General features: G+C 66.0%; 18 protein-coding genes. 10 read left to right on the top strand and 8 right to left on the bottom strand.

The features are described from left to right. The first annotated feature begins 39 nt into the window (after positions 1-39). The 4 genes from lnt (at position 40) to L284_RS29465 (ending at position 7,063) form a co-directional block, all read left to right on the top strand. Entirely contained in the window at positions 40-1,722 is a 1,683-nt protein-coding gene (gene lnt / locus L284_RS29480; RefSeq protein WP_021232898.1) for an apolipoprotein N-acyltransferase, read from the top strand. Positions 1,723-1,763: 41 nt separating this feature from the next. Further along, positions 1,764-2,981, top strand: a complete 1,218-nt coding sequence (metK, locus tag L284_RS29475; RefSeq protein ID WP_021232897.1) for a methionine adenosyltransferase — start codon at positions 1,764-1,766, stop codon at positions 2,979-2,981. 189 nt (positions 2,982-3,170) lie between these two features. Next, positions 3,171-4,022, top strand: a complete 852-nt coding sequence (locus tag L284_RS29470; RefSeq protein ID WP_021232896.1) for a sulfurtransferase — start codon at positions 3,171-3,173, stop codon at positions 4,020-4,022. 107 nt (positions 4,023-4,129) lie between these two features. Further along, positions 4,130-7,063: a CHAT domain-containing tetratricopeptide repeat protein gene (locus tag L284_RS29465; protein WP_160172094.1), complete on the top strand. Its 2,934-nt coding sequence runs from the start codon at positions 4,130-4,132 to the stop codon at positions 7,061-7,063. Positions 7,064-7,065: 2 nt separating this feature from the next. Here L284_RS29465 and L284_RS29460 read toward each other — a convergent pair whose 3' ends face one another. The 4 genes from L284_RS29460 to L284_RS29445 all read right to left on the bottom strand — a co-directional run bounded on the left by L284_RS29460 (position 7,066) and on the right by L284_RS29445 (position 9,766). Beyond that, complete coding sequence (locus L284_RS29460; RefSeq protein ID WP_021232894.1) at positions 7,066-7,611, bottom strand: glutathione peroxidase; 546 nt, start codon at positions 7,609-7,611, stop codon at positions 7,066-7,068. Between the two features lie 72 nt (positions 7,612-7,683). Continuing rightward, positions 7,684-8,370, bottom strand: a complete 687-nt coding sequence (locus tag L284_RS29455; RefSeq protein WP_021232893.1) for a glutathione S-transferase family protein — start codon at positions 8,368-8,370, stop codon at positions 7,684-7,686. A gap of 53 nt (positions 8,371-8,423) precedes the next feature. Continuing rightward, positions 8,424-9,059: a CoA transferase subunit B gene (locus L284_RS29450; protein WP_021232892.1), complete on the bottom strand. Its 636-nt coding sequence runs from the start codon at positions 9,057-9,059 to the stop codon at positions 8,424-8,426. Next, a complete protein-coding gene (locus L284_RS29445; protein WP_021232891.1) occupies positions 9,059-9,766 on the bottom strand; it encodes a CoA transferase subunit A in 708 nt (235 codons plus the stop codon). Before L284_RS29445 ends, L284_RS29450 begins: the two co-directional genes overlap by 1 nt. 86 nt (positions 9,767-9,852) lie before the next feature. Here L284_RS29445 and L284_RS29440 point away from each other — a divergent pair, with 86 nt between their 5' ends. The 5 genes from L284_RS29440 (at position 9,853) to L284_RS29420 (ending at position 17,082) form a co-directional block, all read left to right on the top strand. Further along, positions 9,853-10,749, top strand: coding sequence for a LysR family transcriptional regulator (locus L284_RS29440; RefSeq protein ID WP_021232890.1), 897 nt, complete (start codon positions 9,853-9,855; stop codon positions 10,747-10,749). 62 nt (positions 10,750-10,811) lie between these two features. After that, on the top strand, positions 10,812-11,594 hold the full coding sequence (locus L284_RS29435; protein ID WP_021232889.1) for a universal stress protein: 783 nt from the start codon (positions 10,812-10,814) through the stop codon (positions 11,592-11,594). Positions 11,595-12,110: 516 nt separating this feature from the next. After that, positions 12,111-14,426, top strand: a complete 2,316-nt coding sequence (locus L284_RS29430) for a CDC48 family AAA ATPase (protein WP_021232888.1) — start codon at positions 12,111-12,113, stop codon at positions 14,424-14,426. Between the two features lie 188 nt (positions 14,427-14,614). Beyond that, a complete protein-coding gene (locus tag L284_RS29425; RefSeq protein WP_021232887.1) occupies positions 14,615-15,397 on the top strand; it encodes a glutaminyl-peptide cyclotransferase in 783 nt (260 codons plus the stop codon). Positions 15,398-15,507: 110 nt separating this feature from the next. Beyond that, complete coding sequence (locus tag L284_RS29420; RefSeq protein WP_021232886.1) at positions 15,508-17,082, top strand: ATP-binding cassette domain-containing protein; 1,575 nt, start codon at positions 15,508-15,510, stop codon at positions 17,080-17,082. A gap of 12 nt (positions 17,083-17,094) precedes the next feature. On the opposite strand, the gene L284_RS29415 is transcribed toward L284_RS29420, so the two are convergent. Both L284_RS29415 and polA read right to left on the bottom strand, forming a co-directional pair. Next, the gene (locus tag L284_RS29415) at positions 17,095-18,237 is read right to left on the bottom strand and encodes a mechanosensitive ion channel family protein (RefSeq protein ID WP_021232885.1); all 1,143 of its coding nucleotides are present in this window, start codon (positions 18,235-18,237) and stop codon (positions 17,095-17,097) included. Positions 18,238-18,456: 219 nt separating this feature from the next. Further along, entirely contained in the window at positions 18,457-21,297 is a 2,841-nt protein-coding gene (gene polA, locus L284_RS29410; RefSeq protein WP_021232884.1) for a DNA polymerase I, read from the bottom strand. Between the two features lie 248 nt (positions 21,298-21,545). On the opposite strand from polA, the gene L284_RS29405 reads away from it, so the two are divergent. After that, positions 21,546-21,881 carry a hypothetical protein gene (locus L284_RS29405; protein ID WP_021232883.1) on the top strand — a complete coding sequence of 112 codons (336 nt, stop codon included), beginning with the start codon at positions 21,546-21,548 and terminating at the stop codon, positions 21,879-21,881. Between the two features lie 160 nt (positions 21,882-22,041). On the opposite strand, the gene bla is transcribed toward L284_RS29405, so the two are convergent. After that, entirely contained in the window at positions 22,042-23,124 is a 1,083-nt protein-coding gene (gene bla / locus L284_RS29400; protein ID WP_021232882.1) for a class A beta-lactamase, read from the bottom strand. A 12-nt stretch (positions 23,125-23,136) separates the two neighbouring features. After that, the gene (locus tag L284_RS48185) at positions 23,137-23,304 is read right to left on the bottom strand and encodes a hypothetical protein (RefSeq protein ID WP_160172093.1); all 168 of its coding nucleotides are present in this window, start codon (positions 23,302-23,304) and stop codon (positions 23,137-23,139) included. Positions 23,305-23,311 lie beyond the last annotated feature (7 nt).

The following is a 23,311-nucleotide window of genomic DNA, read 5'->3' as shown; positions in this document are numbered from 1 at the left end:
CTTGCCTCACGCCGGCTTGCCCCTACATAGCGGCGGCTAATGGTTCCCTTTCGGCACGAGGCCCGGCTTCTGAAACCCGCACTGGACTTCCTCGACCGCCGCCCCCGTCTGGCGGCCGGGTCTGCTGCGATCCTCGCCGGGATCGTCGCGGCCTGCGGCTTCCAGCCCCTGGCGCTCTGGCCCCTGACGTTGATCGGCGTGGCCCTGCTGGTGGAACTCGTGATCCGCGCTCCGGGCTGGCGGCGCGCCTTCCTGATCGGCTGGTGCTTCGGTCTGGGCCACTTCACGCTCGGCAACAACTGGATCGCCACGGCCTTCACCTATCAGGCATCGATGCCGGCCTGGCTGGGCATGATCGCGGTGTTCCTGCTTTCGCTCTATCTGGCCATCTATCCCGGCCTGGCGGCGCTGGGCGGCTGGCTCGTGCTCCGGCTCCACCGGGGCAGCGCGAACTCGGTGAGCAGGCCGGAGACGTTCCTGCTCTTGGCGCTTGCATTCGCGCCCGCCTGGATCGTCAGCGAATGGCTCCGCGCCTGGGTCTTCACCGGCTTTGCCTGGAACCCGCTGGGCGTAGCCCTGCTGGGCGGCTACGAAACCCGAGGTCTGGCACTGGTTACGCCGTGGACCGGCACTTACGGGCTCTCCGGCCTGCTCGTGCTGACGGCTTGCCTGCCTGGCCTGTTCTGGCGCCTTTCCCGATCCTCTCACGGCGCTATGCGCTGGGCCTCTGTCCTGCCTCCGATCGCCGTGTTCGGCGCACTGGCCGTGGTGATGACCACACCCGACCCGTGGGCGGACCGAGCGGAAGGCGCCGTTCGCTACACCCTGGTCCAGCCGGATATCCGCCAGGAATATATCGACGATCCCCGCTACTACGAAGCCAACTTCGTCAAGATGGCCCGCCTGTCGCTACCGCGCTCCCCTGGCGAACGACGCATGGTGTTCTGGCCGGAATCCGGCCTTGGCGACTACATCCGGGACGGATACCCGCCGTTCCTCTATCGCATGTACACTTATGCCGGCGATCCGGTACTCGCGCGCGAGCGCATCGGCCGCGTGATTGGCCCTTACGGCCTGCTCATGACCGGCGCCGTCGATCTGGTGATGGAGGAAGGCAACGGCATCGCGGCACGCAACTCGGTTTCCACCATCGACGGCGGCGGCAACTTGCTCGCCAGCTATTCCAAGGCCCATCTGGTGCCTTACGGCGAGTACCTGGCGCTGCGCTGGCTGCTCGAACCGCTGGGAGCCACGCGGCTTGTTCCCGGTGCGCTCGACTTCTGGCCCGGTCCCGGCCCGCGCACGTTCGATTTCGGACGTTGGGGCAAGGCCGGCGTCCAGATCTGCTACGAGATCATTTTCAGCGGGCAGGTCGTCGATCCACGCCTGCGGCCGGACTATATCTTCAATCCCTCCAACGACGGCTGGTTCGGAAGCTGGGGACCGCCGCAGCACCTCGCGCAGGCGCGGCTGCGCGCGATCGAGGAGGGACTGCCGGTCATGCGTTCGACAACGACGGGTATCAGCGCGGTGATCGACGCGGACGGACTGGTGCGCGCCCATGTCCCCTGGCATCAGGCAGGACGGCTCGACGGACGCATACCCCCGCCCCATGAAGCCACACCTTTCGCAAGATTTGGAAACCTTCTGCCCCTGTCGCTGGCCCTGTCTTTCTGGGTTCTTGCGCTTTCCGTGGTTGCGCTCCTCCGCCGTCGTCGCTAGACCCATGCCCACATAAAGATTTCTTTATATGTGGTGTCACGATGCGAAATGACTATGTCTTCACGTCCGAGAGCGTCTCGGAAGGCCATCCCGACAAGGTTTCGGACCAGATTTCCGACGCCATCGTCGATCTCTTCCTCTCGAAGGATCCGGAAGCGCGCGTTGCCTGCGAGACCCTGACCACCACCCAGCGCGTCGTCCTCGCCGGCGAAGTGCGCGGCAAGGGCATGATCGACAAGGACGGTCACTGGGAAGACGGCGCGCAGGAGGAAATCCAGCACATCGTCCGTGAAACCGTGAAGCGCATCGGCTACGAACAGGCCGGCTTCCACTGGCAGGACCTGCTGTTCGAGAACCACCTGCACCCGCAGAGCGCCGACATCGCGCAGGGCGTGGATTCGGCCGGCAACAAGGACGAAGGCGCGGGCGACCAGGGCATCATGTTCGGCTTCGCCTGCGACGAGACGCCGGACCTCATGCCCGCCACGCTGGACTACAGCCACAAGATCCTCGAGCGCCTCGCCGCCGACCGCCACTCGGGCGCGGCGCCGTTCCTGGAGCCCGACGCCAAGAGCCAGGTGACCCTGCGCTTCAAGGACGGCGTGCCGGTGGAAGCGACCGCCGTGGTCGTCTCGACCCAGCACAAGGCCGGCTACCACGAAGGCGCCCAGGACGCGGAACTCAAGGCCTACGTGAAGAAGGCCGTCGGCGAAATCCTGCCTGCCGGCTTCGTCACCGAGAACACCAAGTTCCACATCAACCCGACCGGCAAGTTCGAGATCGGCGGCCCTGACGGCGATGCCGGTCTCACCGGCCGCAAGATCATCGTCGACACTTACGGCGGCGCGGCACCGCACGGCGGCGGCGCCTTCTCGGGCAAGGATCCGACCAAGGTCGATCGCTCGGCAGCCTATGTCACCCGTTACCTCGCCAAGAATGTCGTGGCGGCCGGCCTCGCCAAGCGCTGCACCATCCAGATCGCCTATGCCATCGGCGTGTCCGAGCCGCTTTCGCTCTACGTCGACACGCACGGCACCGGCACCGCCAGCGATGCCGCTCTCGAAGCGGCGATCACCAAGGTCGCGGCCGACAAGCTCGGCGGCCTGACGCCGCGCGGCATCCGCACCGGTCTCGGCCTCAACAAGCCGATCTACGCCAAGACGGCCGCTTACGGCCACTTCGGCCGCAAGCCTGAAGGCGATCTGTTCCCCTGGGAGCGCACCGACCTGGCCGAGGCGCTGAAGGCCGCCCTCGCCTGAAGGGAGCGCTGATCCAGCTTTCCGGATAATGGCTTCAGAGAGCGGGCCGAGTTTTCAAGACGGAAACTCGGCCCGTTTTCGTTGTCTATCCGTCGCTTGCCTGATCGGCCGCCCACTGGTCGGGACGGACTGCGTCGACAGGCGCCCCTCCTTTCGCCTAAGGGCACGCGGGCACTTCAAGGCAGGACCATGGCTTACGACACGCTGATTTCCGTTTCCCAGTTGCACGATCTTTTCGCCGCTGGCGCGGATCTCCTCGTGCTCGACTGCGACTTCGAACTGGGCGAGCCCGAGAAGGGGCGTGAGCGTTACCGAGCCGGGCACTTGCCGGAGGCGCGCTATGCCCATCTCGACGAGGATCTCGCCGGGCCGCCGGATGGCTCCAACGGCCGCCACCCGCTCCCCGCGCGGGTCGCGTTCGCAGCCTGGCTGCGCAAGCAGGGCCTCAAGCAGGAGCAACAGGTCATCGTCTACGATTCCCGCGGCGGTGCCTGGGCTGCGCGCGCCTGGTGGCTGCTGCGGTGGATGGGCCATGCCCAGGTCGCCCTGCTCGATGGCGGCAAGCAGGCCTGGGCGGAAGCGGGCCTGCCGCTGGAGACCGGTTATCCGGCATCCGTGGTGCCGGGCGATTTCACGCCGGGCGAGCCGCTGGTCCCCGCCCCCGTGTCGGCGCGCCAGGTGCTGGCGAACGTGGAAAACGGCGGCGCACAAGTGCTGGACGCCCGCGATCCTTCACGCTTCCGGGGTGATCCCAACCCGATCGACCCGGTTCCCGGTCACATCCCCGGCGCCCGCAACCGCTTTTTCCGCGACAATCTCGGATCCGACGGACGGTTCCTCCCGGCATCCGAGCTCGCCGCCGCCTTCTCCGTGCTGCTGGACGGTCGGCCCGCCGTGCTTTCCTGCGGCTCCGGCGTGACCGCCTGTCACAATGCCCTCGCCATGGCCGTAGCGGGTCTGCCTGAACCGCGACTCTATCCCGGATCCTGGAGCGAGTGGATCGCCGACCCGGCTCGCCCGATCGCTACGGGAGACGCCTGAACCTGCTCGAGCGCGCTTTTCTGCAAGCCTGGACAATTGGATGCTTGTCGGCCGTTCGATTTCCTGTCTTTTGCCGGGAAGGCCGACGCCGACGCGGGATGTTCCCGATGATCGACTTCCGGTCGGGGGTGAACATGAAGACGCGGCTTCGGGTCTGCCTGGCGGCAGGCCTCCTGGCGGAAATGACCAGCGGCCCGGCACAGGCCGCGACCACGGCGCCGCCTGCCCACGAGATCCGCGCTCTGGCGAACTACGACACTTCCGGCGATCCCAAGGCAGCCCTCCAGCGCATCGACGCGGCACTGGCCGGGGCGCGCCAGGCGGGGAACGTCGATACGACAGACCTGCTGCTGGCGGAGGCCACTCGCGGCGAGGCGCTGTTCTGGCTGGGCCGCTACGAGGAAGCGCTCGCGGTCTTCCGCCGCTTCGATGCCCGGATGACGGCCATGGGCCAGCCGATGACGACGCGCCGCGCGGAAATCGTCAATAACATCGGATCGGCCCTTTCCAGCCTCGGCCGGCTCGACGAAGCGCGAGCTTACAAGCTGCGGGCGCTGGAGCTAAGCGAATCCCTGGCCGGGCGCGACAGCAGCGAATATGCCGCGGCGCTCTATGGGCTGGCCTTGATCGACTACCGACGCGGGTTGCCGCTGGAAGCCATGCCCAAGGTACAGCAGGCGGCGACGATCGCCACCGCCGCGAGCCTTCGCACCGGGCGTAACGCGGAAGCGCCGGCGATCTACGGCATCACGCTGAGCACCCTGCACATCCAGGCCGGCGATTCCACCGCCGCCGTGGCAGCGGCCCGCGCCGCCGCGGTCTGGGCCTCCGGACACCTCGCGCAGGATCATCGCCTCACCCTGGCGGCGCTGAATGCGCTCGGTGCAGCGCTCAACGATGCCGGCCTCTATGCACAGGCCACGCCGATCCTGCGCCGCGCCCTCGACTTGCGCATGGCAAAAAACGAACCCGATGCCCGCGACCTCGGCTATTCGTTCAATGCCCTGGCCTATGCCCTCGACCTGGCCGGGTTTTCCGACGAAGCCCTCGCCTATTACGAGCGCTCGGCGGCGATCTTCGAGAAGCTGCCGGCCTCGGCCCAGCCGATGTCGGGAGCCAACGTCTTCGGCCAGATCGCCCGGATCGTGCGGGACGGCGGTCAGGTCGATCGCGCCCTCATGCTCAATCGCAAGGCTCTGGCGATGGCACGCCGACTGGCGTCGTCGTCGGAAGACCCGGAAGTCCTTCGCGCCGAACTCAGCCTGGCGAAGATGCTCCTGGCCAAGGGCGAACTCGATCCGGCGCAAGCGCTGCTGGATCACGTCAATGCGGCTTATGCGAGGCGGGCCTTGCCGACCAATCTCGACCGTGTTTCAGGCCTTGTCCAGCGCGCCGCCATCGATGCGGGCCGCGGCAATCCGGGAGCCGGCATGGTCGCAGCGAAGGTAGCCGTGGCGCCTTTGCGCGCCCATCTGCTGGATCGCAGCGCCTCGGCCGCCGGCACCATCCGGCTCCGCAATCAGGCTTCGGGCACTTTCGTCGTGGAAGCACGGATCGCGATTGCAGCGGGCGATCACGAGACGGCCTTCGATGCCTTGCAGATGGCCGGCTTGGGTGACCTTCAGACCGCTTTCACGTCGATGGACGCGGTGGCCGATCGCCATGGCCCCGATGCCAGGGAGGCTATTCGCGCCTATCTCTCCGCAAATGCGCAGCTGCGCGATCTGCACAAGCAGCGCGACCGCGAGCTGGGCCTCGGCCAAGCCCCTGCAAACGAGAGCGCCTCCGGGACCGCCCATCGGATCGCCGCCGCCGAACAGAGGCTGCGCACGCTCGACGCGAGTATTGCCGCGCTCGTGCCCGGCTATGCCTCGCTGACGGGCTTCGAGCCGGCGACGCTGCAAACCGCGCGGGCCAGCCTGGCGCCGCGTCAGGCGCTGCTGCTCTACGGGCAGGACGCGGAGGGACTGGTGATCATGGCGGTGACGCGCAAGGCCGTCACCACTGCCGTGACGCCGATCGCCGCCCGGCACCTGGCCGACTTGCAGCGACGGCTCCGCGCTTCGATAGACGACGGCGTGTTGACGGAAGGGCGATCCGCCTTCGATCGTGGCTCCGCCTATCAGCTCTACCGGATCCTGTTTCCAGAGCCGATCGCGCGGGCCTTGCGGGGGAGCCGCGATCTGGCGGTCCTGACACCGGGCATGCTGGCCTCCCTACCGTTCGATACGTTAGTGACGGAGCCGCCCCTCGGCGACGATGCGGATCCCGAGGCGCTGCGCAAGACCGAGTGGCTGCTGCGCCGCCATGCGGTGAGCACTCTGGTCACTGCCGGGTCGCTGTCGCCGGTCGGCAAGCGCGGCAGCCGACCTCGCGGCTTCGTCGGCATAGGTGCCCCGCTGCTGGACAGGACCACCAGGCAAGGCACCGCCGGCTTCGAGGATTCGGTGGAAACCGCACTGACGCAGCTTCCCGAGCTGCCCGGCGCCGATCACGAACTGCATGCCATGGCGCAATCGTTTCGCGGAGAGCACCGGCTTCTCTTGGGGGCAGAGGCCACGGAAACGGCGGTGAAGGCGGCGCCGCTCGCCCAAGCGGGGGTGATCGCCTTCGCTACCCACGGGCTGGTCGGCGGCGCCTACCGCAATCTCGTCGAACCTGCTCTGGTGCTGACGCCCTCAGGCGACGGCGAGGACGGCCTGTTGACCGCTGCCGAAATCGCCCAGCTGAACCTCGACGCCGATTGGGTGATCCTCTCCGCCTGCGACACCAGCGCCGGCGAGAGCGAGAATGCGCCGACGTATTCGGGACTGGCCCGTGCCTTCGTGGCGGCCGGAGCCCGTTCGCTTCTGCTGTCGCACTGGCCGGTCCGCGACGACGTCGCCAGCCGTCTCACCTTGCGCACCGTGCAGACCGCGCGCGGGGGCACCAGCCGGGCCGATGCCTTGAGACGCGCTCAGCTCGGCCTGCTGGACGATGCCGAAGTGCCCGGCGGCGCCCATCCCGCGACATGGGCGCCCTTAGTGCTGCTGGGAGACTGACCTTACTTGGCCAGTTCGCCCTCGATCGCATCCACCAGCAGCGGATCCTGCGGCGCGGTACCCGGCGCGAAACGGCCGACGACGGCGCCATCGCGCGAGACCAGGAACTTCTCGAAATTCCACAGCACTTCGGGATCGTCGTTCGGGGTCATGCCGTAGCCCTTGAAGCGCTCCTTCATGCCCTCGACATCGCCCTGCTTGGTGGGGATGGTCTCGGTAAGCGCGGCGTAAAGCGGCTGCTTGGCCTCGCCGGTGACGTCGGCCTTGGTAAAGAGCGGGAACGAGACGCCGTAATTGACCTGGCAGAACTCCACGATCTCCTCGTCGCTGCCGGGCTCCTGCGCGCCGAAATCGTTGGCGGGAAAGCCCAGAACCTCGAAGCCTTGGGCCTTGTAGTCGTTATAGAGCTTCTCCAGCCCTTCGTACTGCGGCGTAAGCCCACACTTCGATGCCACGTTGACGACGAGCAGGACCTTGCCCCGGTGATTGGCAAGGCTGTCGGCGGTGCCGTCGATGCGGGTCAGCGGAATTGCGGCGATGTCGGCCATAAACGAAGTCTCCCGTTGGGTTCGGCCGGGAACATGGCGCAAGCCCATGACGGCGGCAAGACGGCGCCGCAATCAAGCGCTCGTGCGGTAATCGGCGATCACCTCGCCACAGGCGGCCAGCTCTTCCTCATGGCCCCGTTCGCGCCAGACCTCGCCCAGGGCTTCGGCTTCCCACTGCTTCATCGCCGGGTGATCGAGGACGGCATCCACCCAGGACTGGCAGGTACCCACGTCTAAGCCATAAGTACGGATGCGGAAGGCAATCGGCGCAAAGAAGGCGTCGATGGCGGTGAAACGTTCGCCCGCCAGCCAGGGACCGCCGAAGCGGGAAAGCCCCTCGCCGAAGATCTCGCGCAGGCGCGCCACGTCTCGAACCAGAGCTGCACTCATCGTCTTGGGCCTCACGCGCACGCCGACGTTCATCGTGCAGTCGCTGCGCAGCGCCGAAAAGCCGCCGTGCATTTCCGTCACCGCGCATTGGGCGAAAGCGCGGGCCGCTTCGTCCTCGGGCCAGACGCCGGGGTGACGGTCGGCCAGATAGAGCGTGATGCCCAGCGAGTCCCACAAGGTCCTGTCGCCGTCGAGCAGCGCGGGAACCTGGCCGGTAGGCGAGAAACTGCGGAAAGCCTCGTAGTTGGCAGGAGCGGTGAAGGGCTCGATCCGGTCCACGAAATCGATACCGAGCGCCTTCATCAGCACCCAGGGTCGCAGCGACCAGCTGGAGTAGTTCCGATTGGCAGTGATCAGGGTGTAGGCCATTCGGAACTCTCCCTAGCCTGAAAATCACCGAGGGCGGATTTCGCCCACGACGTTCAAGTCAGATAATGCGCCGTGGTCTTAGCGGCGACTTCCTCGGCGGTCACGCCCGGAGCCAGTTCGACCAGCTTGAACGGGCTATCGTGATCGACCCGCTGGAACACGGCAAGGTCGGTGACGATCATGTCGACCACGTTCTTGCCCGTAAGCGGCAGGGTGCAGGCCGGGATGAACTTGGGATCGCCGTTCTTGGCATTGTGCTCCATGACGACGATGATCTTCTTCACGCCAGCGACGAGGTCCATCGCGCCGCCCATGCCCTTGATCATCTTGCCGGGGATCATCCAGTTGGCGATGTCGCCGTTCTCCGCCACTTCCATGGCGCCCAGCACCGCCAGATCGATGTGGCCGCCGCGGATCATGCCGAAGCTGGTGGCGCTGTCGAAATAGGCGGACTGCGGCAATTCGCTGACCGTCTGCTTGCCGGCATTGATGAGATCCGGATCGACCTCGTCAGGATAAGGGAAAGGCCCTATGCCGAGCATTCCGTTTTCCGACTGGAGCGTCACGGTCATGCCGCCGGGCACGTGGTTCGCCACCAGGGTCGGGATGCCGATGCCGAGGTTCACGTAGAACCCGTCCTGCAGCTCTTTCGCCGCCCGCGCGGCCATTTCATCGCGATTCCAGGACATCAGGCGGTCTCCCTCTCGCGGGTAGTCGTGAATTCGATCTTCTTGTCGTAGGGCGCGCCAAGGACGAGGCGTTGGACGAAGACGCCCGGCAGGTGGATGCCGTCCGGGTCGAGCGAGCCGGTGGGGACGATCTCCTCCACTTCCACCACGCAGACCTTGCCGCAAGTGGCGGCAGGCACGTTGAAGTTGCGCGCGGTCTTGCGGAACACGACGTTGCCGGTCTCGTCCGCCTTCCACGCCTTGACCAGGCTGAGGTCGGCGAAGATGCCTTCCTCCAGGATATAGTCCTCGCCCCGGAACTGCTTCACTTCCTTGCCTTCGGCCACCTGCGTGCCGACACCGGTCCTGGTGTAGAAGCCGGGAATGCCAGCGCCGCCGGCACGCATGCGCTCGGCCAGGGTTCCCTGCGGGCAGAATTCCACTTCCAGCTCGCCCGAGAGGAACTGGCGCTCGAACTCCTTGTTCTCGCCCACATAGGACGAGATCATCTTGGCCACCTGCTTGGTGCGCAGCAGCTTGCCGATGCCTTCGTTGTCGATGCCTGCATTGTTGGACGCGAATGTCAGGTTCTTCACGCCCGAATCGCGAACCGCGTCCAGCAGGCGTTCGGGAATACCGCAAAGGCCGAAGCCGCCGGCGGCGATCAGCAGCCCGTCCTCGAGCAGCCCGTCCAGCGCGGCATCTGCGCTGGGATAGATCTTGTTCATCTCATTCTCCCGTTTGGAGCAAACCTAGACAGCGCATCTCATCAGGAATAGCGATTGTTTTTTATCGGAACGAATAAGTCCGTATTATGAAACGTATCGCGCTCTTCCATCTCGAAACGCTCATGTGGATCGATCGGCTCGGCACGTTCGCAGCTGCAGCGCAAAGACTCAACACCACCCAGCCGGCCATTTCGGCACGCGTGCGCGAGATCGAGGAGCAACTCGGCGTTCCCCTGTTCCAGAGAGACGGGCGGCGGATGGTACTGACCGCCCGCGGTCGGCGCCTGGTGCAGGACTGCGAACCCCTGCGGCAGGGCCTGGAACGCGTGCTGCTCGACGCCAGCGATTTTGCAGGAGCGACCGGCACCGTGCGCATAGGCTCCGGCGAGATCGCCGCCGCGACCTGCCTGCCCGATTTCGTCGGCGCCATCGAGCGCGAGCGCCCCGGCGTGACGCTGGAGATCGAACTCGACCTGACGGCCCGCCTGCTCCAGCAGCTTCTTTCCGGCATGCGCGACATCGTGTTCCTGGCCGGGCCGATCGCAAGCCCAGGGCTGCGTACCGCCCCGATCGGATCCGTGGAACTGGTCTGGGTGGCGGGCCGCTCGGTTGCCGAGGCGGGCGGATTTGCCGGTTCCCCCCCGAACCCGCCGCTGCCGGTCTGGTCCCTGCCCGATCATTCCCCGCTTCACGGCGTCACTCTGGCGACGCTGGGTCAACACCGGATCGCGGCCCCCGCGCTCAACACCTGCAACAACGTGCGCATGCTGATCGAGATCGTCGCGCGGGGACAAGGCGCGGCGGTCCTGCCGGAAACCATGGTGCGGGAAGAACTCGCAAACGGTTCCTTGCAGGAAGTCCTGCCGCGTCCGACGCAGCAGGTCCATTTCGAGGCGGCGATTCGGGACCGGGAGCGCGAGCCCGTGATCCTCGACTTGTTCGAACGGGCGGCGCGCCTCTCCATCGAGCGGCCTGCTTTTTGATCTTCGTCATGGCATTTGCGCGATCGTGCGATAGGTTACTCTGGCTAGACGGGAGAAATACCATGCGCTCGATACTCGTGAACGCCGATCGCAAGCCCGATACCGAAGCCCGTGTCGAGGCTGCGCTGGAACTGGCCCGCCATATGGACGGTCATGTCACCGTGCTCGTCGATACGCCGGTTTCCCGCTATATCGCCATGGACCCGATGGGTGGCAGCTACGTCATATCCGAAGCTCTGGAAAAGGCCCGCGGAGAGGACGACGCCGCCGCAGAAGCGATCGAGGCCCGCCTGACCCGGGCCGGTCTGGCCTTCGAAATGATCCGCAGCGAGGAAGACCCGGTCCCCGCTCTGGCCCGCGCGGCCCGGCTCTCCGATCTCGTCGTGGTTTCGCGCGCCAGCGGCATTGCCGGGCAGCTGGCCATGGTTGCTCGCGCACCGGTGCTGGCGCTGCCGGAGGGCCGCACCCTCTCCTTGCCGATCCGCCGCGCCGTGATTGCCTGGGACGGAGGCGAACAAGCGGCAAGTGCGCTCAAGGCCGCCGTTCCCCTCCTGCAAAGCTGCCAGGCGGTGAAGCTGGTGACGGTCATCGAAAAAAGCGGCGGCTTCCCGACCACCGATGCGCTGCGTTACCTATCGCGCAACGGTATCCACGCGGAATACGAGGAATACGAGCGGCGCGGTTCCACCGAGGACACGCTGTCGCTTGCGGTCAACCAGAACCATGCCGAACTGCTGGTCATGGGCGCTTACGGCAAGAGCCGCCTGCGTGAGTTCCTCTTCGGCGGGGTCACGGCGCACTTCCTGTCGGACGCCAGCGCCCCGGCGGTCCTGTTCGCGCACTGAATTCTTTCGAACTGCCGCCCACGGCCTGAAATGAACTCATCTTCGGCCAAACGAGTTCATGTCGCAGCGCAGCAACAACCGGGAGAAGCAGGCTCGGCAACTTCTTACCCCGACGCCTGCGCACTTCGGCCGCGGAGCCGATCCAGGTTCTATGACTTTGATTTGCATATGTTCATTTGATTTTGCACGGGCCAGTTTCCCCCTACGCAAGCTCCGTTGCATGTTTCGCAACTATTAACAGCTTGTTTCGCACTTGCACAAAAGCCGGGTCCAAGTCATATAGATCGTGCCTTTCAGGCATCCTCTCCCAAAACTTTTCACGGCCCGGTTGGAAACTCCCGGGCCTTTTTTTTGGCTTGATTGGGAACACCGTTCTTCGTAAGTCATCGCGGAAAGATCCGCAGTGGCCGTTCGCTGGTTTGAAATCCGACACGCCGATACCTAGTTCTCGTCCACATCCGAAAGGCCCACGCGAACCGGCGCGGCGCCTGCATCGGGAAGATGGAAAGGACACCCATGGCGGACGCCCAAACCCATGTCGACGAACGCACGGTGAAGCTGCAGGTCGCGGCTGCCCGGCAGGAAGAAAGCGGCCAGGGTATCGCCCGCCTCTCTCGCGCATCGCTTTCGGAAATCGGTGCAATGGAAGGCGACGTGCTGGAAATCACCGGCAAGACCGTCACGGTCGCGCGCGCGGTGCTCGCCTATGACGAGGACGAAGGCCTTCAGGTCATCCGCCTCGACGGCCTCCAGCGTGGCAATGCGGAAGTCGGCTCCGGCGATCATGTCGTCGTGCGCAAGACGGAGTCCCGGCCGGCGCAGCGCGTCGTCTTCGCCCCTGCCCAGAAAGACATGCGCCTCCAAGGCCCCTCGGCCGCGCTCAAGCGCAATTTCTTCGCGCGGCCGATGGTGCAGGGCGATCTCGTCGCCACCACGGGCCAGCAGCAGGTCGCGGACATTCCGCCGCAGCTTCGCCGCATGTTCGATGCGCCGGCCTATGCCCTAACGCAGATCCGCCTCAACGTCGTCTCCACCACCCCGCGCGGCATCGTCCACATCGACGAGAACACCGAAGTGGAATTGCGCGAAGTCTTCGAGGAAGCGCATGATGCCCGCGGCGACGTCAACTATGACGACGTCGGCGGCATGAGCGACACCATCCGCCAGCTGCGCGAAATGGTGGAACTGCCGCTGCGCTATCCCGAACTCTTCACCCGCCTCGGGGTCGCCCCGCCGAAGGGCGTGCTGCTCCATGGTCCGCCAGGAACCGGCAAGACCCGCCTGGCGCAGGCCGTGGCGAACGAAAGCGAGGCGAACTTCTTCACCATCAACGGCCCCGAGATCATGGGTTCCGGTTATGGAGAGAGCGAGAAGGCGCTGCGCGAAGTCTTCGAGGAAGCCACCAAGGCCGCTCCCGCGATCGTCTTCATAGACGAGATCGATTCGATCGCTCCCAAGCGCAGCCAGGTCCACGGCGAGGCGGAGAAGCGCCTCGTCGCGCAGCTGCTGACCTTGATGGACGGCATCGACAGCCGCGCCCATGTCGTCGTCATCGCCGCCACCAATCGGCCGGACGCCATCGACGAAGCCTTGCGCCGTCCCGGCCGTTTCGATCGCGAGATCGTCATCGGCGTGCCGGACGAAGCCGGCCGGCGCGAGATCCTGGGTATCCATACGCGTGGCATGCCGCTGGGCAGCAAGGTGGACCTGGGCGAACTCGCCCGCACTACCCACGGCTTCGTCGGTGCAGACCTTGCCGCCCTCACCCGGGAGGCCGCGATCGAGGCGGTGCGCCGGATCATGCCCCGGCTCGATCTCGAAGCGCGGACGATCCCGACCGAAGTGCTGGAGGAACTGCAGGTTCTTCGCGAAGACTTCGTGGCCGCGCTCAAGCGGGTCCAGCCCTCCGCCATGCGCGAGGTCATGGTGCAGGTGCCGAATATCGGCTGGGCCGACATCGGCGGCCTCGACGATGCGCAGCTGAAGCTGAAGGAGGGCGTGGAACTGCCGCTGAAGAATCCGGAAGCCTTCCACAAGCTGGGCATCCGCTCGGCCAAGGGCTTCCTGCTCTACGGTCCGCCGGGCACCGGCAAGACCCTGCTCGCCAAGGCCGTCGCCAAGGAAGCCGAAGCGAACTTCATCTCGATCAAGTCGTCCGACCTTCTTTCGAAATGGTACGGCGAAAGCGAGCAGCAGATCGCCCGCCTCTTCGCCCGCGCCCGCCAGGTCGCGCCTTGCGTGATCTTCATCGACGAGATCGACAGCCTCGTGCCCGCCCGCGGCATGGGCGGCGGTGGCGGCGAGCCGCAGGTCACCTCGCGCGTGGTCAACACGATCCTCGCCGAGATGGACGGCATGGAGGAATTGCAGTCGGTGGTGCTGATCGGCGCCACCAACCGCCCTGCCCTCGTCGATCCCGCGCTGCTGCGTCCGGGCCGCTTCGACGAACTGGTCTATGTCGGCACGCCGGACGAGGCCGGGCGCGAGCATATCCTCGGCATTCACACGAGCAAGATGCCGCTGGCCGACGACGTTTCCCTGCGCGATGTGGCCGCGCGGACCGAGCGCTTCACCGGCGCCGATCTGGAAGACGTGGTCCGCCGCGCCGGCCTCACCGCCATTCGCAAGCGCGGAGCCGAAGTGGAGCAGGTCCGCCGCGAGGACTTCGAGGATGCCCTCGAAGACAGCCGCGCCACGGTGACCGAGGAGATGGAAGCCGAGTACGAACGCATGAAAGGCGAGCTGAAGAAGCGGGCCATGGAACTGACGCCCATCGGCTTCATCGCGCCCGGCATGGTGGAATCCCGCCGCGAACGGAAGCACGGGGATTGAATAGTCCGTTGTCCTGGACTTGATCCGGGACCGCTGGCCGAGGCGCGCCTTGCCCCCGAGCAAGCGCCTCAAGAACCGCCAGCGGTCCCAGGTCGAGTTCGAGACGACGGCCTGATCCTCACCTGTCGCCCCCTCTCTCCCCGCCGCCCCCTCTTGCGGCCACCGTCACCTTGCGGCACCTCCCCACCATGCTTCCTACCTTTCGCACCGTGTTCGTCGCCGCTCTCAGCCTCATCGCCGCCGTACCCGCCGCGCAGGCCAAGAGCGTGCCGGTCTGCGGCTACCGCATCGACAATGCCTATCCCCACGACACCGGCGCCTTCACCGAAGGCCTGCTGTTCGATCGCGGCCTGCTCTACGAAAGCACTGGCCAGAAGGGCGATTCCCGCATCGTCGTGCGTGCGCTCGAGACGCTGGAGCCGATACTCCAGGCGCAGATCGATCCGTCCGTCTTCGGAGAGGGCTTGGTGGACTGGGAGGACCAACTCATCAGCCTCACCTGGCGGGACGGGATCGGCTATCGCTGGGACCGCGAGACGCTGAAGCCGCTGGGCACCTTCCGTTACGAAGGCGAAGGCTGGGGCATGACTCGCCATGACGAGACGATCTACCAGAGCGACGGCTCCTCCAGCCTGCGCCTGCGCGATCCGGCGACGATGCGGCAGACCGGCACGCTTGCCGTCACTGCCGACGGCAGGCCGGTCGAGAACCTCAACGAGCTGGAATGGATCGAGGGCGCGATCTGGGCCAATGTCTGGATGACGGATCGCATCGCCCGCATCGATCCGAAATCCGGTAAAGTCACGTCCTGGCTGGACCTCGCCGGCCTGCGCGACCGGGCAGGCGGACACGGCGCAGACGCCGTTCTCAACGGAATCGCCTGGGATGCTCCGGGACAGCGTATTTTCGTGACCGGCAAGAACTGGAACCAGATCTTCCAGATCACACCGGTCTGCACGAAAGGCGCCTGACTTGTTCCGGCCGGCCGCTTCGGTTACAAGCAGGTCGCAACTTAAGGAACGGATCGATGAACACCTGAGCACATAGCCCGTTTTCCCAAACGCTATCTGCCGGTGTTCGCATGACATTCCTGACTCTCGACCGCGTGGCCTGCTCGGCTCCGGACGGTTCTCCCCTCTTCCATGACCTAACCTTCTCGCTCGGCCGCGAGACGCTTGGCCTCGTCGGTCGCAACGGCGCCGGCAAGAGCACCCTGCTGCGCGCCATTGCCGGAGATGCACCCGTTTCGGAGGGAACCATCGTGCGACACGGCCGCGTCGGCCTGTTGCACCAGCTCCCGCCCGATCAGAATGCCAGCGTAGCCGAGGCACTGGGGCTCGCCACGCATTTCGCGCGACTAGATCGCATCGAGACCGGCCGGTTCGCGGACGACGATCTCGATCTGGCCGATTGGACCCTCGCCGAGCGGTTCCAGAAAGCGGCGGCGCTTGCCGGGTTTGCCGCTCTCGATCCGCAGCGGACGCTTGCCAGCTTCAGCGGCGGCCAGCGCACCCGCCTGATGCTCACGAGCCTGTTATTGGGCGAGCCCGAAGTGCTCCTGCTCGACGAACCCACCAACAACCTCGATGAGGCGGGGCGCAAGGTCGTGGCCGATCTCCTCGAAGGGTGGAACGGCGGCGCCCTCGTCGCCAGCCACGACCGCCGCCTACTGCGCCGTGCCGACCGCATCGTCGAACTCACGAGCGTGGGTGTCCACATGGTCGGCGGCGGATGGGACGCCTTTGACGAACAGCGCAGCAGAGAACGCGCCCGGGCCGCCGCAGCGCTCGAACGCGGCGCGGATGCCTTGCGCCACGCCCGGCGCGAAAAGCAGCAGGAAGCGGAAAAGCAGGCCCGGCGGGACAGCAGGGGCCGCAAGGAAGCGGCGAAGGGCGGCGATCCCAGGATCCTGCTCGGCGCGCGCAAGCAGCGAGCCGAGGAGACCGGCGGCCGATTGGGCAAACTCGGCGAGGAAATGGTGAGCCGTGCGCAGCAGGGCCTGGATGCCGCTCGCCGGGAGGTGGAGGTGCTCGCGCCCATTCACATCGAATTGCCGCCGAGCCGCCTCCCCTCCAACCACGTTCTGATCGAGGCTCGGGGCATCACCTGTACGCGGGGCGGCAAGCGGTTGTTCGGCCCGCTCGATCTCACGCTGCGCGGACCCCGGCGCGTCGGGCTCGCGGGGGCAAACGGCTCGGGGAAGACCAGCCTGATCCGCATCCTGGCCGGGATCGACCGCCCCGACAGCGGCGAGATAGACGTTGACCGAAACCGGATCGCCCTGCTCGATCAACATGTCTCGCTGCTGGGCAAAACCGGCACTCTGCTCGATGCCTACTTGCGCCTCGATCCCCAGGCGACACCCCATGGCGCCCGCGCCGCACTGGCTCGCTTCGGCTTCCGCAACGCCTGGGCGGACCGCGAGCTTGCCTGGCTATCCGGCGGCGAGCGGATGCGCCTGGCCCTTGCCTGCCTCTTCACGCGCCAGGAGGCGCCGTGGCTGTTGATCCTCGACGAGCCGACCAACCACCTCGATCTCGCTTCGGTCGAAATGCTGGAAGACGCCCTCAGGAGATATGACGGCGCGGTAATCTGCGTCAGCCACGATGCCGATTTTCGCGAGGCCCTGGGCTTGGGCGAGACGATCGGGCTCTAGGGCGTAAACGCCCTAATTCGCCCGGCCGATCTGCCCGTTCGCCGAAGCCGTGACGAGTTCGGCCAAACCGGCCGTCGCCTCCAGTTCCACCGGGGCCACGGGCAAGGTGCGGCGCCGCACCAGAGCCTCGGGCTGGTTCCGCCTGATCCAGTCCATCATGCCCTCCCGCAATTCGCAGCGCAGATCGAACAGCGTCGGGCCGTCCTTCGCGCTCATCAGCAGACGGACTTCGATCGCGCTGTCCTTGCAGTCGGTCACCTGAAGGACTTGCGCGCGCCTGTCCCAGAGACGGTGCGACGTAATCTGGCGGGTATATTCCTCGCGGATCGGACCGATGTCCGTGCCCTGGTCGAGGTAGAGAAACACCGTCCCGAGCAGCTGCGATGTCGTCTTCGTCCAGTTCTGGAACGTGTCCTCGAGAAAGCGGTTGGACGGCACCACCAGTCGCCGTTCGTCCCACAGGCGCACGACGACGTAGGTGGTGCGGATATCCTCGATCCGGCCCCACTCGCCGTCGAGGATGATGACATCGTCGATGGAAATGGGTTCGGTCATCGCCATCTGGAAGCCCGCGATCAGCGCCTTGAGCGCTGGCTGGGCGGCAGCACCCACCGCCAGCGCGGCAAGGCCTGCCGAAGCCATGAGGGTGACGCCGATCTCTCGCACGCCGGGAACCGAAGCAAGCATGCCGGAGACGGTGAGGAACACGATCAGGAACGTGCCGATGCGGCTGAAGATCGACAGCCGCGTCCGGCGCCTGCGCGCATTGCGGTTGTTCTCCACGGAGATGTCGGCCCGCACCATCATCGCTTCGACGAAGGCGCGCAGGACCGCGACGGCCACCCAGCCCGTCAACAGCGGCATGATGAAAGGCGCGAAGCGCTCCCAAACCGCTTCAAGGGCCGGAGTTTCGCGGGCTGCCAGAACGACACCCATCGCAAGGAAGGCCCAGCGTGCGGGCCGGTTCAGGCGGTTTACGACGATGTCGTCCGCCTCGCTCGCACTGCGATGCGCAATGCGGTGGAGGCCGCGGAACAGCAAGGCATGGGCGAGGAAGGCCAGCGTCAGGCCGATCAGCGCGGCGATTAGCGCCATCAACGGACGTTCCGCCCAATCCGGCAAACCGCCGAGCAGGCTTTCGATGAAATCGATCATGGGGCTGAAACTATGCTGCATCGCAGCAGTTTCAGCGATCGGCTCGCTTCATCGGGCTTTCGGGGCAGGTCGGAGGAGATAGCGCGTCATCCCGGACCTGATTCGGGACTGCCGGCGATTCTTCAGCCGCCATCTTGCAAGAACGCGCCTCGCCCCGACTTGGGCGATGCGTGGCCGACGGTCCCGGATCAAGTCCGGGACGACGTTATGCTACATGAGTCAGTGCGCGGCGCCCCAGCTAAGGCCGGAGCCGATCTCCACGCCCAGCGGCACGTCCAGCTTCACCGAAGGCTCGGCCGCGCCGGCCATCACGCTGCGGATCACTTCGGACGCCGCTGCCACGTCGGCTTCGGGCAGTTCGAAGACCAGTTCGTCGTGGACCTGAAGCAACATGCGGACATGGCCGAGACCCGCCGCCGCCAGCGCCGGGTTCATGCGGACCATGGCGCGCTTGATGATGTCGGCGCTGGTGCCCTGGATCGGCGCGTTGATCGCCGCGCGCTCGCTGCCCTGCCGCTCGGCGCCGTTCTTCGAAGCGATGCGCGGGAACCAGGTCTTGCGGCCGAACAGCGTCTCGGAATAACCGCGCTCGCGCACTTGCTCAAGCGTGTGGACGATGTAGCGCTGGATGCCGGGGAAGCGTTCGAAGTAGCGGTCGATCATTGCCTGCGCCTCCTCCGCCTCGGTGCCGAGGCGTCCGGCAAGGCCCCAGCGCGAGATGCCGTAGAGGATGGCGAAGTTGATGGTCTTGGCCCGCCCGCGGGTGTCGCGGTCCACCGTCCCGAACATCTCCATGGCGGTGCGCGAATGGATGTCCTCGCCCTGCTCGAAAGCTTCCTTCAGGCTCGGCACATCGGCCATATGCGCAGCAAGGCGCAGTTCTATCTGCGAATAGTCGGCAGCGAGCAGGACGTTGCCCGGCTCGGCCACGAAGCAGTCGCGAATCTGGCGGCCGATCTCGGTGCGGATCGGGATGTTCTGAAGGTTCGGATCGGTCGAGGACAGACGCCCGGTCTGGGCCCCGACCAGGCTGTAGCTGGTATGGACGCGGCCGGTCTGCGGATTGATCGCGGCCTGCAGAGCCTCGGTATAGGTCGAGCGCAGCTTGGAGAGCTGGCGCCATTCCAGCACCTGGGTAGCCACTTCCGCGCCCTGCGAGGCCAAGCCTTCCAGCACCGACTGGTCGGTGGAATATTGCCCGCTCTTGCCCTTCTTGCCACCCTTGTAGCCGAGCTTCTCGAACAGGATATCGCCGAGTTGCTTCGGGCTGCCGATGGTGAACTCCTGCCCGACCTTGCCGTAGATCTCGCCTTCCAGCGTGCCTATGGCCTCGGCGAACTGGCTGGAAAGGCCGGCCAGCTTCTCGCGGTCGACCTTGATGCCGTGCCGCTCCATCTGCGCCACGACCGGGATCAGCGGGCGATCGACGCGCTCGTAGATGCGCGTGCCGCCTTCGTCAGAGAGGCGCGGTTTGAGAACGCCGTGCAGGCGCCAGGTGACGTCGGCGTCCTCCGCCGCATAGGGCGTGGCGCGGTCGAGCGGCACTTCGCCGAAGGGGATCGCCTTCTTGCCGGTGCCGCAAACGTCCTTGAACGACATGGTCTTGTGCGACAGGTGGCGTTCCGACAGTTCGTCCATGCCGTGCCCGCCGCCGATGCCTTCGATTTGGCGGCCCGCATCGAGGCAGAAGCTGACGATCATCGTATCGTCCACCGGCGCGACCGCGATGCCGTGACGGGCAAGAACGTTGAGGTCGTACTTGATGTTCTGGCCCACCTTGAGCACGGCGTCGCTTTCCAGCAGCGGTCTCAGCAGTGCCAGCGCCGTCTCGAGCGGCACCTGCTGCGGCTTCTCCGCGAACATGTCGCTGCCGCCATGGCCGAGCGGGATGTAGCAGGCGTCGTTGGCGCCGAGCGCGAGGCTGATACCGGCCAGATCCGCCTTCATCGAATCGAGCGCTGACGTCTCGGTGTCGATCGCGACGACGTGCGCGGCCAGCCCGCGCGAAACCCAGCGTTCCAGTGCTTCGACCGTCTGCACGCATTCGTAGGCGGCATAGTCCACCGCCGGCCATTCCGGCAGCGGCTGGCGCGCGGCGCCTTCGCTTGCACCGCTGGCGGCGGTGACCGGCTTGGCGGGATTGAGCTGGGTCGGCCGATCCGGGCTGCCGCGACCGCCGTCGAGCCGCTTGAGCAGGCTGGTGAAGCCATGCCTGCCGAGGAAGTCGGCCAGCGGCGCGGGCGGGATCGCGTCCAGCTTGAAGTCGTCCAGCGCCATCGGCAGCGTGCAGTCTTCCTTGAGCGTGACCAGCACCTTGGACAGGCGTGCCTGCTCGGCCTGCTCGATCAGGCGCTCCTGCAGCTTGGACTTCTTCATCGACGGCGCCGCGGCCAGCGCGGCTTCGAGGTCGCCGTAATCCTGGATCAGCTTGGTCGCGGTCTTGGGGCCGACGCCGAAGACGCCCGGCACGTTGTCCACCGAGTCGCCCATCAGTGCGAGAACGTCACCCACCTTCTCGGGCGGAACGCCGAATTTCTCGATCACCTCGGGAATGTCGATCCGCTGGTTCTTCATCGTGTCCAGCATGTCGATGCAGCCGCCCCCGACAGCACACTTGCCGACGAGCTGCATGAGGTCCTTGTCGGAGGAGACGATGGTCACGTCCCAGCCCCGGCGCGTCGCCTCGCGGGCGTAGGAGGCGATGAGATCGTCCGCCTCGAAGCCCACCTCCTCGATGCACGGCAGCGAGAAGGCGCGGGTGGCGTCGCGGATCAGCGGGAACTGCGGGACCAGATCCTCGGGCGGCGGCGGGCGGTTGGCCTTGTAGTCGTCGTAGATGTCGTTGCGGAACGAATGGCTGCCCGCGTCGAGGATCACCGCCAGGTGGGTCGGGCCATCGGCCTTGTTGAGGTCGTCCGCCAGCTTCCACAGCATCGTCGTATAGCCGTAGACCGCGCCGACCGGAGTCCCTTCCGGGTTCGTCAGGGGCGGCAGGCGATGATAGGCGCGGAAGATATAGGCCGAGCCGTCGACGAGGTAGAGATGCTGCTTGGAATCCATGGCAAGACCCCTAGCAGCGCGCAGGCTGGCCGTCAGCAAGCCTCTGCGACGAGACCGGTGAAATCGCCCAGCGCAATCGGCCGGGAACAAATTCGCTCCCCCACCGTTTGCCCGCGACTGCTTGAAACGTACTCGCGAGCGGCCTAGTTTCGCTCCTCACGGGGGGAAGCTGCCCGCATCCGCGGCAGGGCTTACAGGGTTTGTCTTTTCAGCAAGCGCTTTTTAGCAAACGAGGGAATACCGAGAACATGCGCAAGATCGTTATCGCCGCCACTGCCGCCGTTGCAGCCCTGTCGCTCGCCGCCTGCTCGGAGAAGACGCAGGATGCCGCTTCGGAAACCGCGACTTCGGCCGCCGGTGACATGTCGGAAGCCGCCAACGACGTGGGCGATGCCGTCAGCGATCTCGGCGACAAGGCCTCGAACGTCGCCGACGAGGCGGCCGATGGCGTGAAGAACGCTGCCGCCGACGCCGCCAAGAAGGCCGAGAAGACCACCGACGACATCGCCGCCGATGCCGAAAAGGCCGCTGCCGACGTCACCGATGCGGAGAGCACCCCGCACAACAACAACGAACCGCACTGATCTTCGCGGACACCGGGCTTCGCGCCCGGTGGTCCGTTGGACAAGGGCGCTCCGGACCGAATCCGGGGCGCTTTTTTTGTGAAGTTGACTGCTTGAACCGAAAGAGGTGTGGTCCTGGCGGCCAGGGGCACAGCCAAGGAAGCCTCGGTGGCCTGGCCCCCTAGCGGGCAGCCGTGCGGTAGGAAGAACCTTCTGCCCGATAGCCTTCGTAGATCGTGCGGGCGATGCTGGCGATCCGGGCTTCGCGGTTCGGGCGGGTACCCTGGCCGGTGACGTAGATCGCCACGGCATAGGCCCGGCCGTCCGGGGTCTCGATGATGCCGATATCGCTGGAGGTATTGTTGAGCGATCCGGTCTTGTGGGAGACCGACACTTCGGCCGGCAGTCCGGCGCGTATCCGGCGTTTGCCGGTGACGGTGCGGCTCATAGCGCCCAGCAGGACGTCGCGGCCCTGCTTGCTCATCCACTTGCCCTGGTAGATGCCCGAGAGGAGCTGCGCCATGGCGATCGGCGTGGCGCTGTCGCGCTTGTCGACGACCCGCGCGGGGTCGATCGCGCCGTCGTCACGCACCAGAGTCGCGATGTCGCGGTCTATGTGCCACTCCTCGATACCGGTGCGACGCACCCAGGCATTCACCGCCGAAGGTCCGCCGACGACCTTGAGCAAGGCGTCGGTGGCATAGTTGTTGGACCGGGTGATCATGATCTCGATCAGCTGGCGCGCGCTCATGTAGGTGCCGGGGCGAACCGGGGCGATCGCACTGGAGAACGGCGCCGATGGCACCGGTACCATCAGCGGGAACTCGCTGGAGAGCGACCACTTGCCTTTGTCCACGCCTTCCAGGAACGTCGCGGCAATGGCGATCTTGCTGGTGCTGGCCATCGGGAAGCGCTGGTTGCCGAGCACGTCGACCATGCGACCGCTGGACAGGTCGATCGCTGCCACGCCGATCCGCCCGCGCGAGGCCTCCGCTACCGAAGCCAGCTGCTTGCCGAAATCGCTGGAGTAGCTGCGGGGCGAGCGCCGTTCGGTCCCGAATACCGAGTCGAACGAATCCTGCACATCGTCGATGCCGGCCGCTTGAGCGCCCGCCGCGAGAGGCACAGAGGCGAGAGGCCGCACTTGTGCTTGAGCCGGCGCCAGAACGCCGAGCGACAGGCTCACCGCGCCGGCAGCCGCAACGTGAAGAAAGCGCCGGGCCCCTTTACGGCACCGCGCGATGAGTTCGTCTGCCCCGATCATGCAGATCCCACCCTAATCCTGTTCATGTTCCCGAACAGTTAACGACAATAAGGCAAAGCGCCAGCCCTGCGCGATGAACTGCATGAACCATGCGGGCAATTGCTTGGAATCGAACAATCCTTTCGCGCGGATGAACGAATCCTTTCGCTGGCCGAACAGCGTGATTTCCACGGCACCCACGGCCTGG

It is taken from the genome of Novosphingobium lindaniclasticum LE124 (assembly GCF_000445125.1).
Taxonomy (GTDB): Bacteria; Pseudomonadota; Alphaproteobacteria; order Sphingomonadales; family Sphingomonadaceae; genus Novosphingobium; species Novosphingobium lindaniclasticum.
The sequence above is the reverse complement of the archived record's forward strand: the minus strand, read 5'-3'. Positions and strand labels throughout refer to the sequence as shown.

Excerpts from the sequence above, each read along its gene's own strand:
- lnt (WP_021232898.1), top strand. The coding sequence starts at position 40 with ATGGTTCCCTTTCGGCACGAGGCCCGGCTTCTGAAACCCGCACTGGAC.
- metK (WP_021232897.1), top strand. The coding sequence starts at position 1,764 with ATGCGAAATGACTATGTCTTCACGTCCGAGAGCGTCTCGGAAGGCCAT.
- L284_RS29470 (WP_021232896.1), top strand. The coding sequence starts at position 3,171 with ATGGCTTACGACACGCTGATTTCCGTTTCCCAGTTGCACGATCTTTTC.
- L284_RS29465 (WP_160172094.1), top strand. The coding sequence starts at position 4,130 with ATGATCGACTTCCGGTCGGGGGTGAACATGAAGACGCGGCTTCGGGTC.
- L284_RS29460 (WP_021232894.1), bottom strand. The coding sequence starts at position 7,611 with ATGGCCGACATCGCCGCAATTCCGCTGACCCGCATCGACGGCACCGCC.
- L284_RS29455 (WP_021232893.1), bottom strand. The coding sequence starts at position 8,370 with ATGGCCTACACCCTGATCACTGCCAATCGGAACTACTCCAGCTGGTCG.
- L284_RS29450 (WP_021232892.1), bottom strand. The coding sequence starts at position 9,059 with ATGTCCTGGAATCGCGATGAAATGGCCGCGCGGGCGGCGAAAGAGCTG.
- L284_RS29445 (WP_021232891.1), bottom strand. The coding sequence starts at position 9,766 with ATGAACAAGATCTATCCCAGCGCAGATGCCGCGCTGGACGGGCTGCTC.
- L284_RS29440 (WP_021232890.1), top strand. The coding sequence starts at position 9,853 with ATGAAACGTATCGCGCTCTTCCATCTCGAAACGCTCATGTGGATCGAT.
- L284_RS29435 (WP_021232889.1), top strand. The coding sequence starts at position 10,812 with ATGCGCTCGATACTCGTGAACGCCGATCGCAAGCCCGATACCGAAGCC.
- L284_RS29430 (WP_021232888.1), top strand. The coding sequence starts at position 12,111 with ATGGCGGACGCCCAAACCCATGTCGACGAACGCACGGTGAAGCTGCAG.
- L284_RS29425 (WP_021232887.1), top strand. The coding sequence starts at position 14,615 with ATGCTTCCTACCTTTCGCACCGTGTTCGTCGCCGCTCTCAGCCTCATC.
- L284_RS29420 (WP_021232886.1), top strand. The coding sequence starts at position 15,508 with ATGACATTCCTGACTCTCGACCGCGTGGCCTGCTCGGCTCCGGACGGT.
- L284_RS29415 (WP_021232885.1), bottom strand. The coding sequence starts at position 18,237 with ATGATCGATTTCATCGAAAGCCTGCTCGGCGGTTTGCCGGATTGGGCG.
- polA (WP_021232884.1), bottom strand. The coding sequence starts at position 21,297 with ATGGATTCCAAGCAGCATCTCTACCTCGTCGACGGCTCGGCCTATATC.
- L284_RS29405 (WP_021232883.1), top strand. The coding sequence starts at position 21,546 with ATGCGCAAGATCGTTATCGCCGCCACTGCCGCCGTTGCAGCCCTGTCG.
- bla (WP_021232882.1), bottom strand. The coding sequence starts at position 23,124 with ATGATCGGGGCAGACGAACTCATCGCGCGGTGCCGTAAAGGGGCCCGG.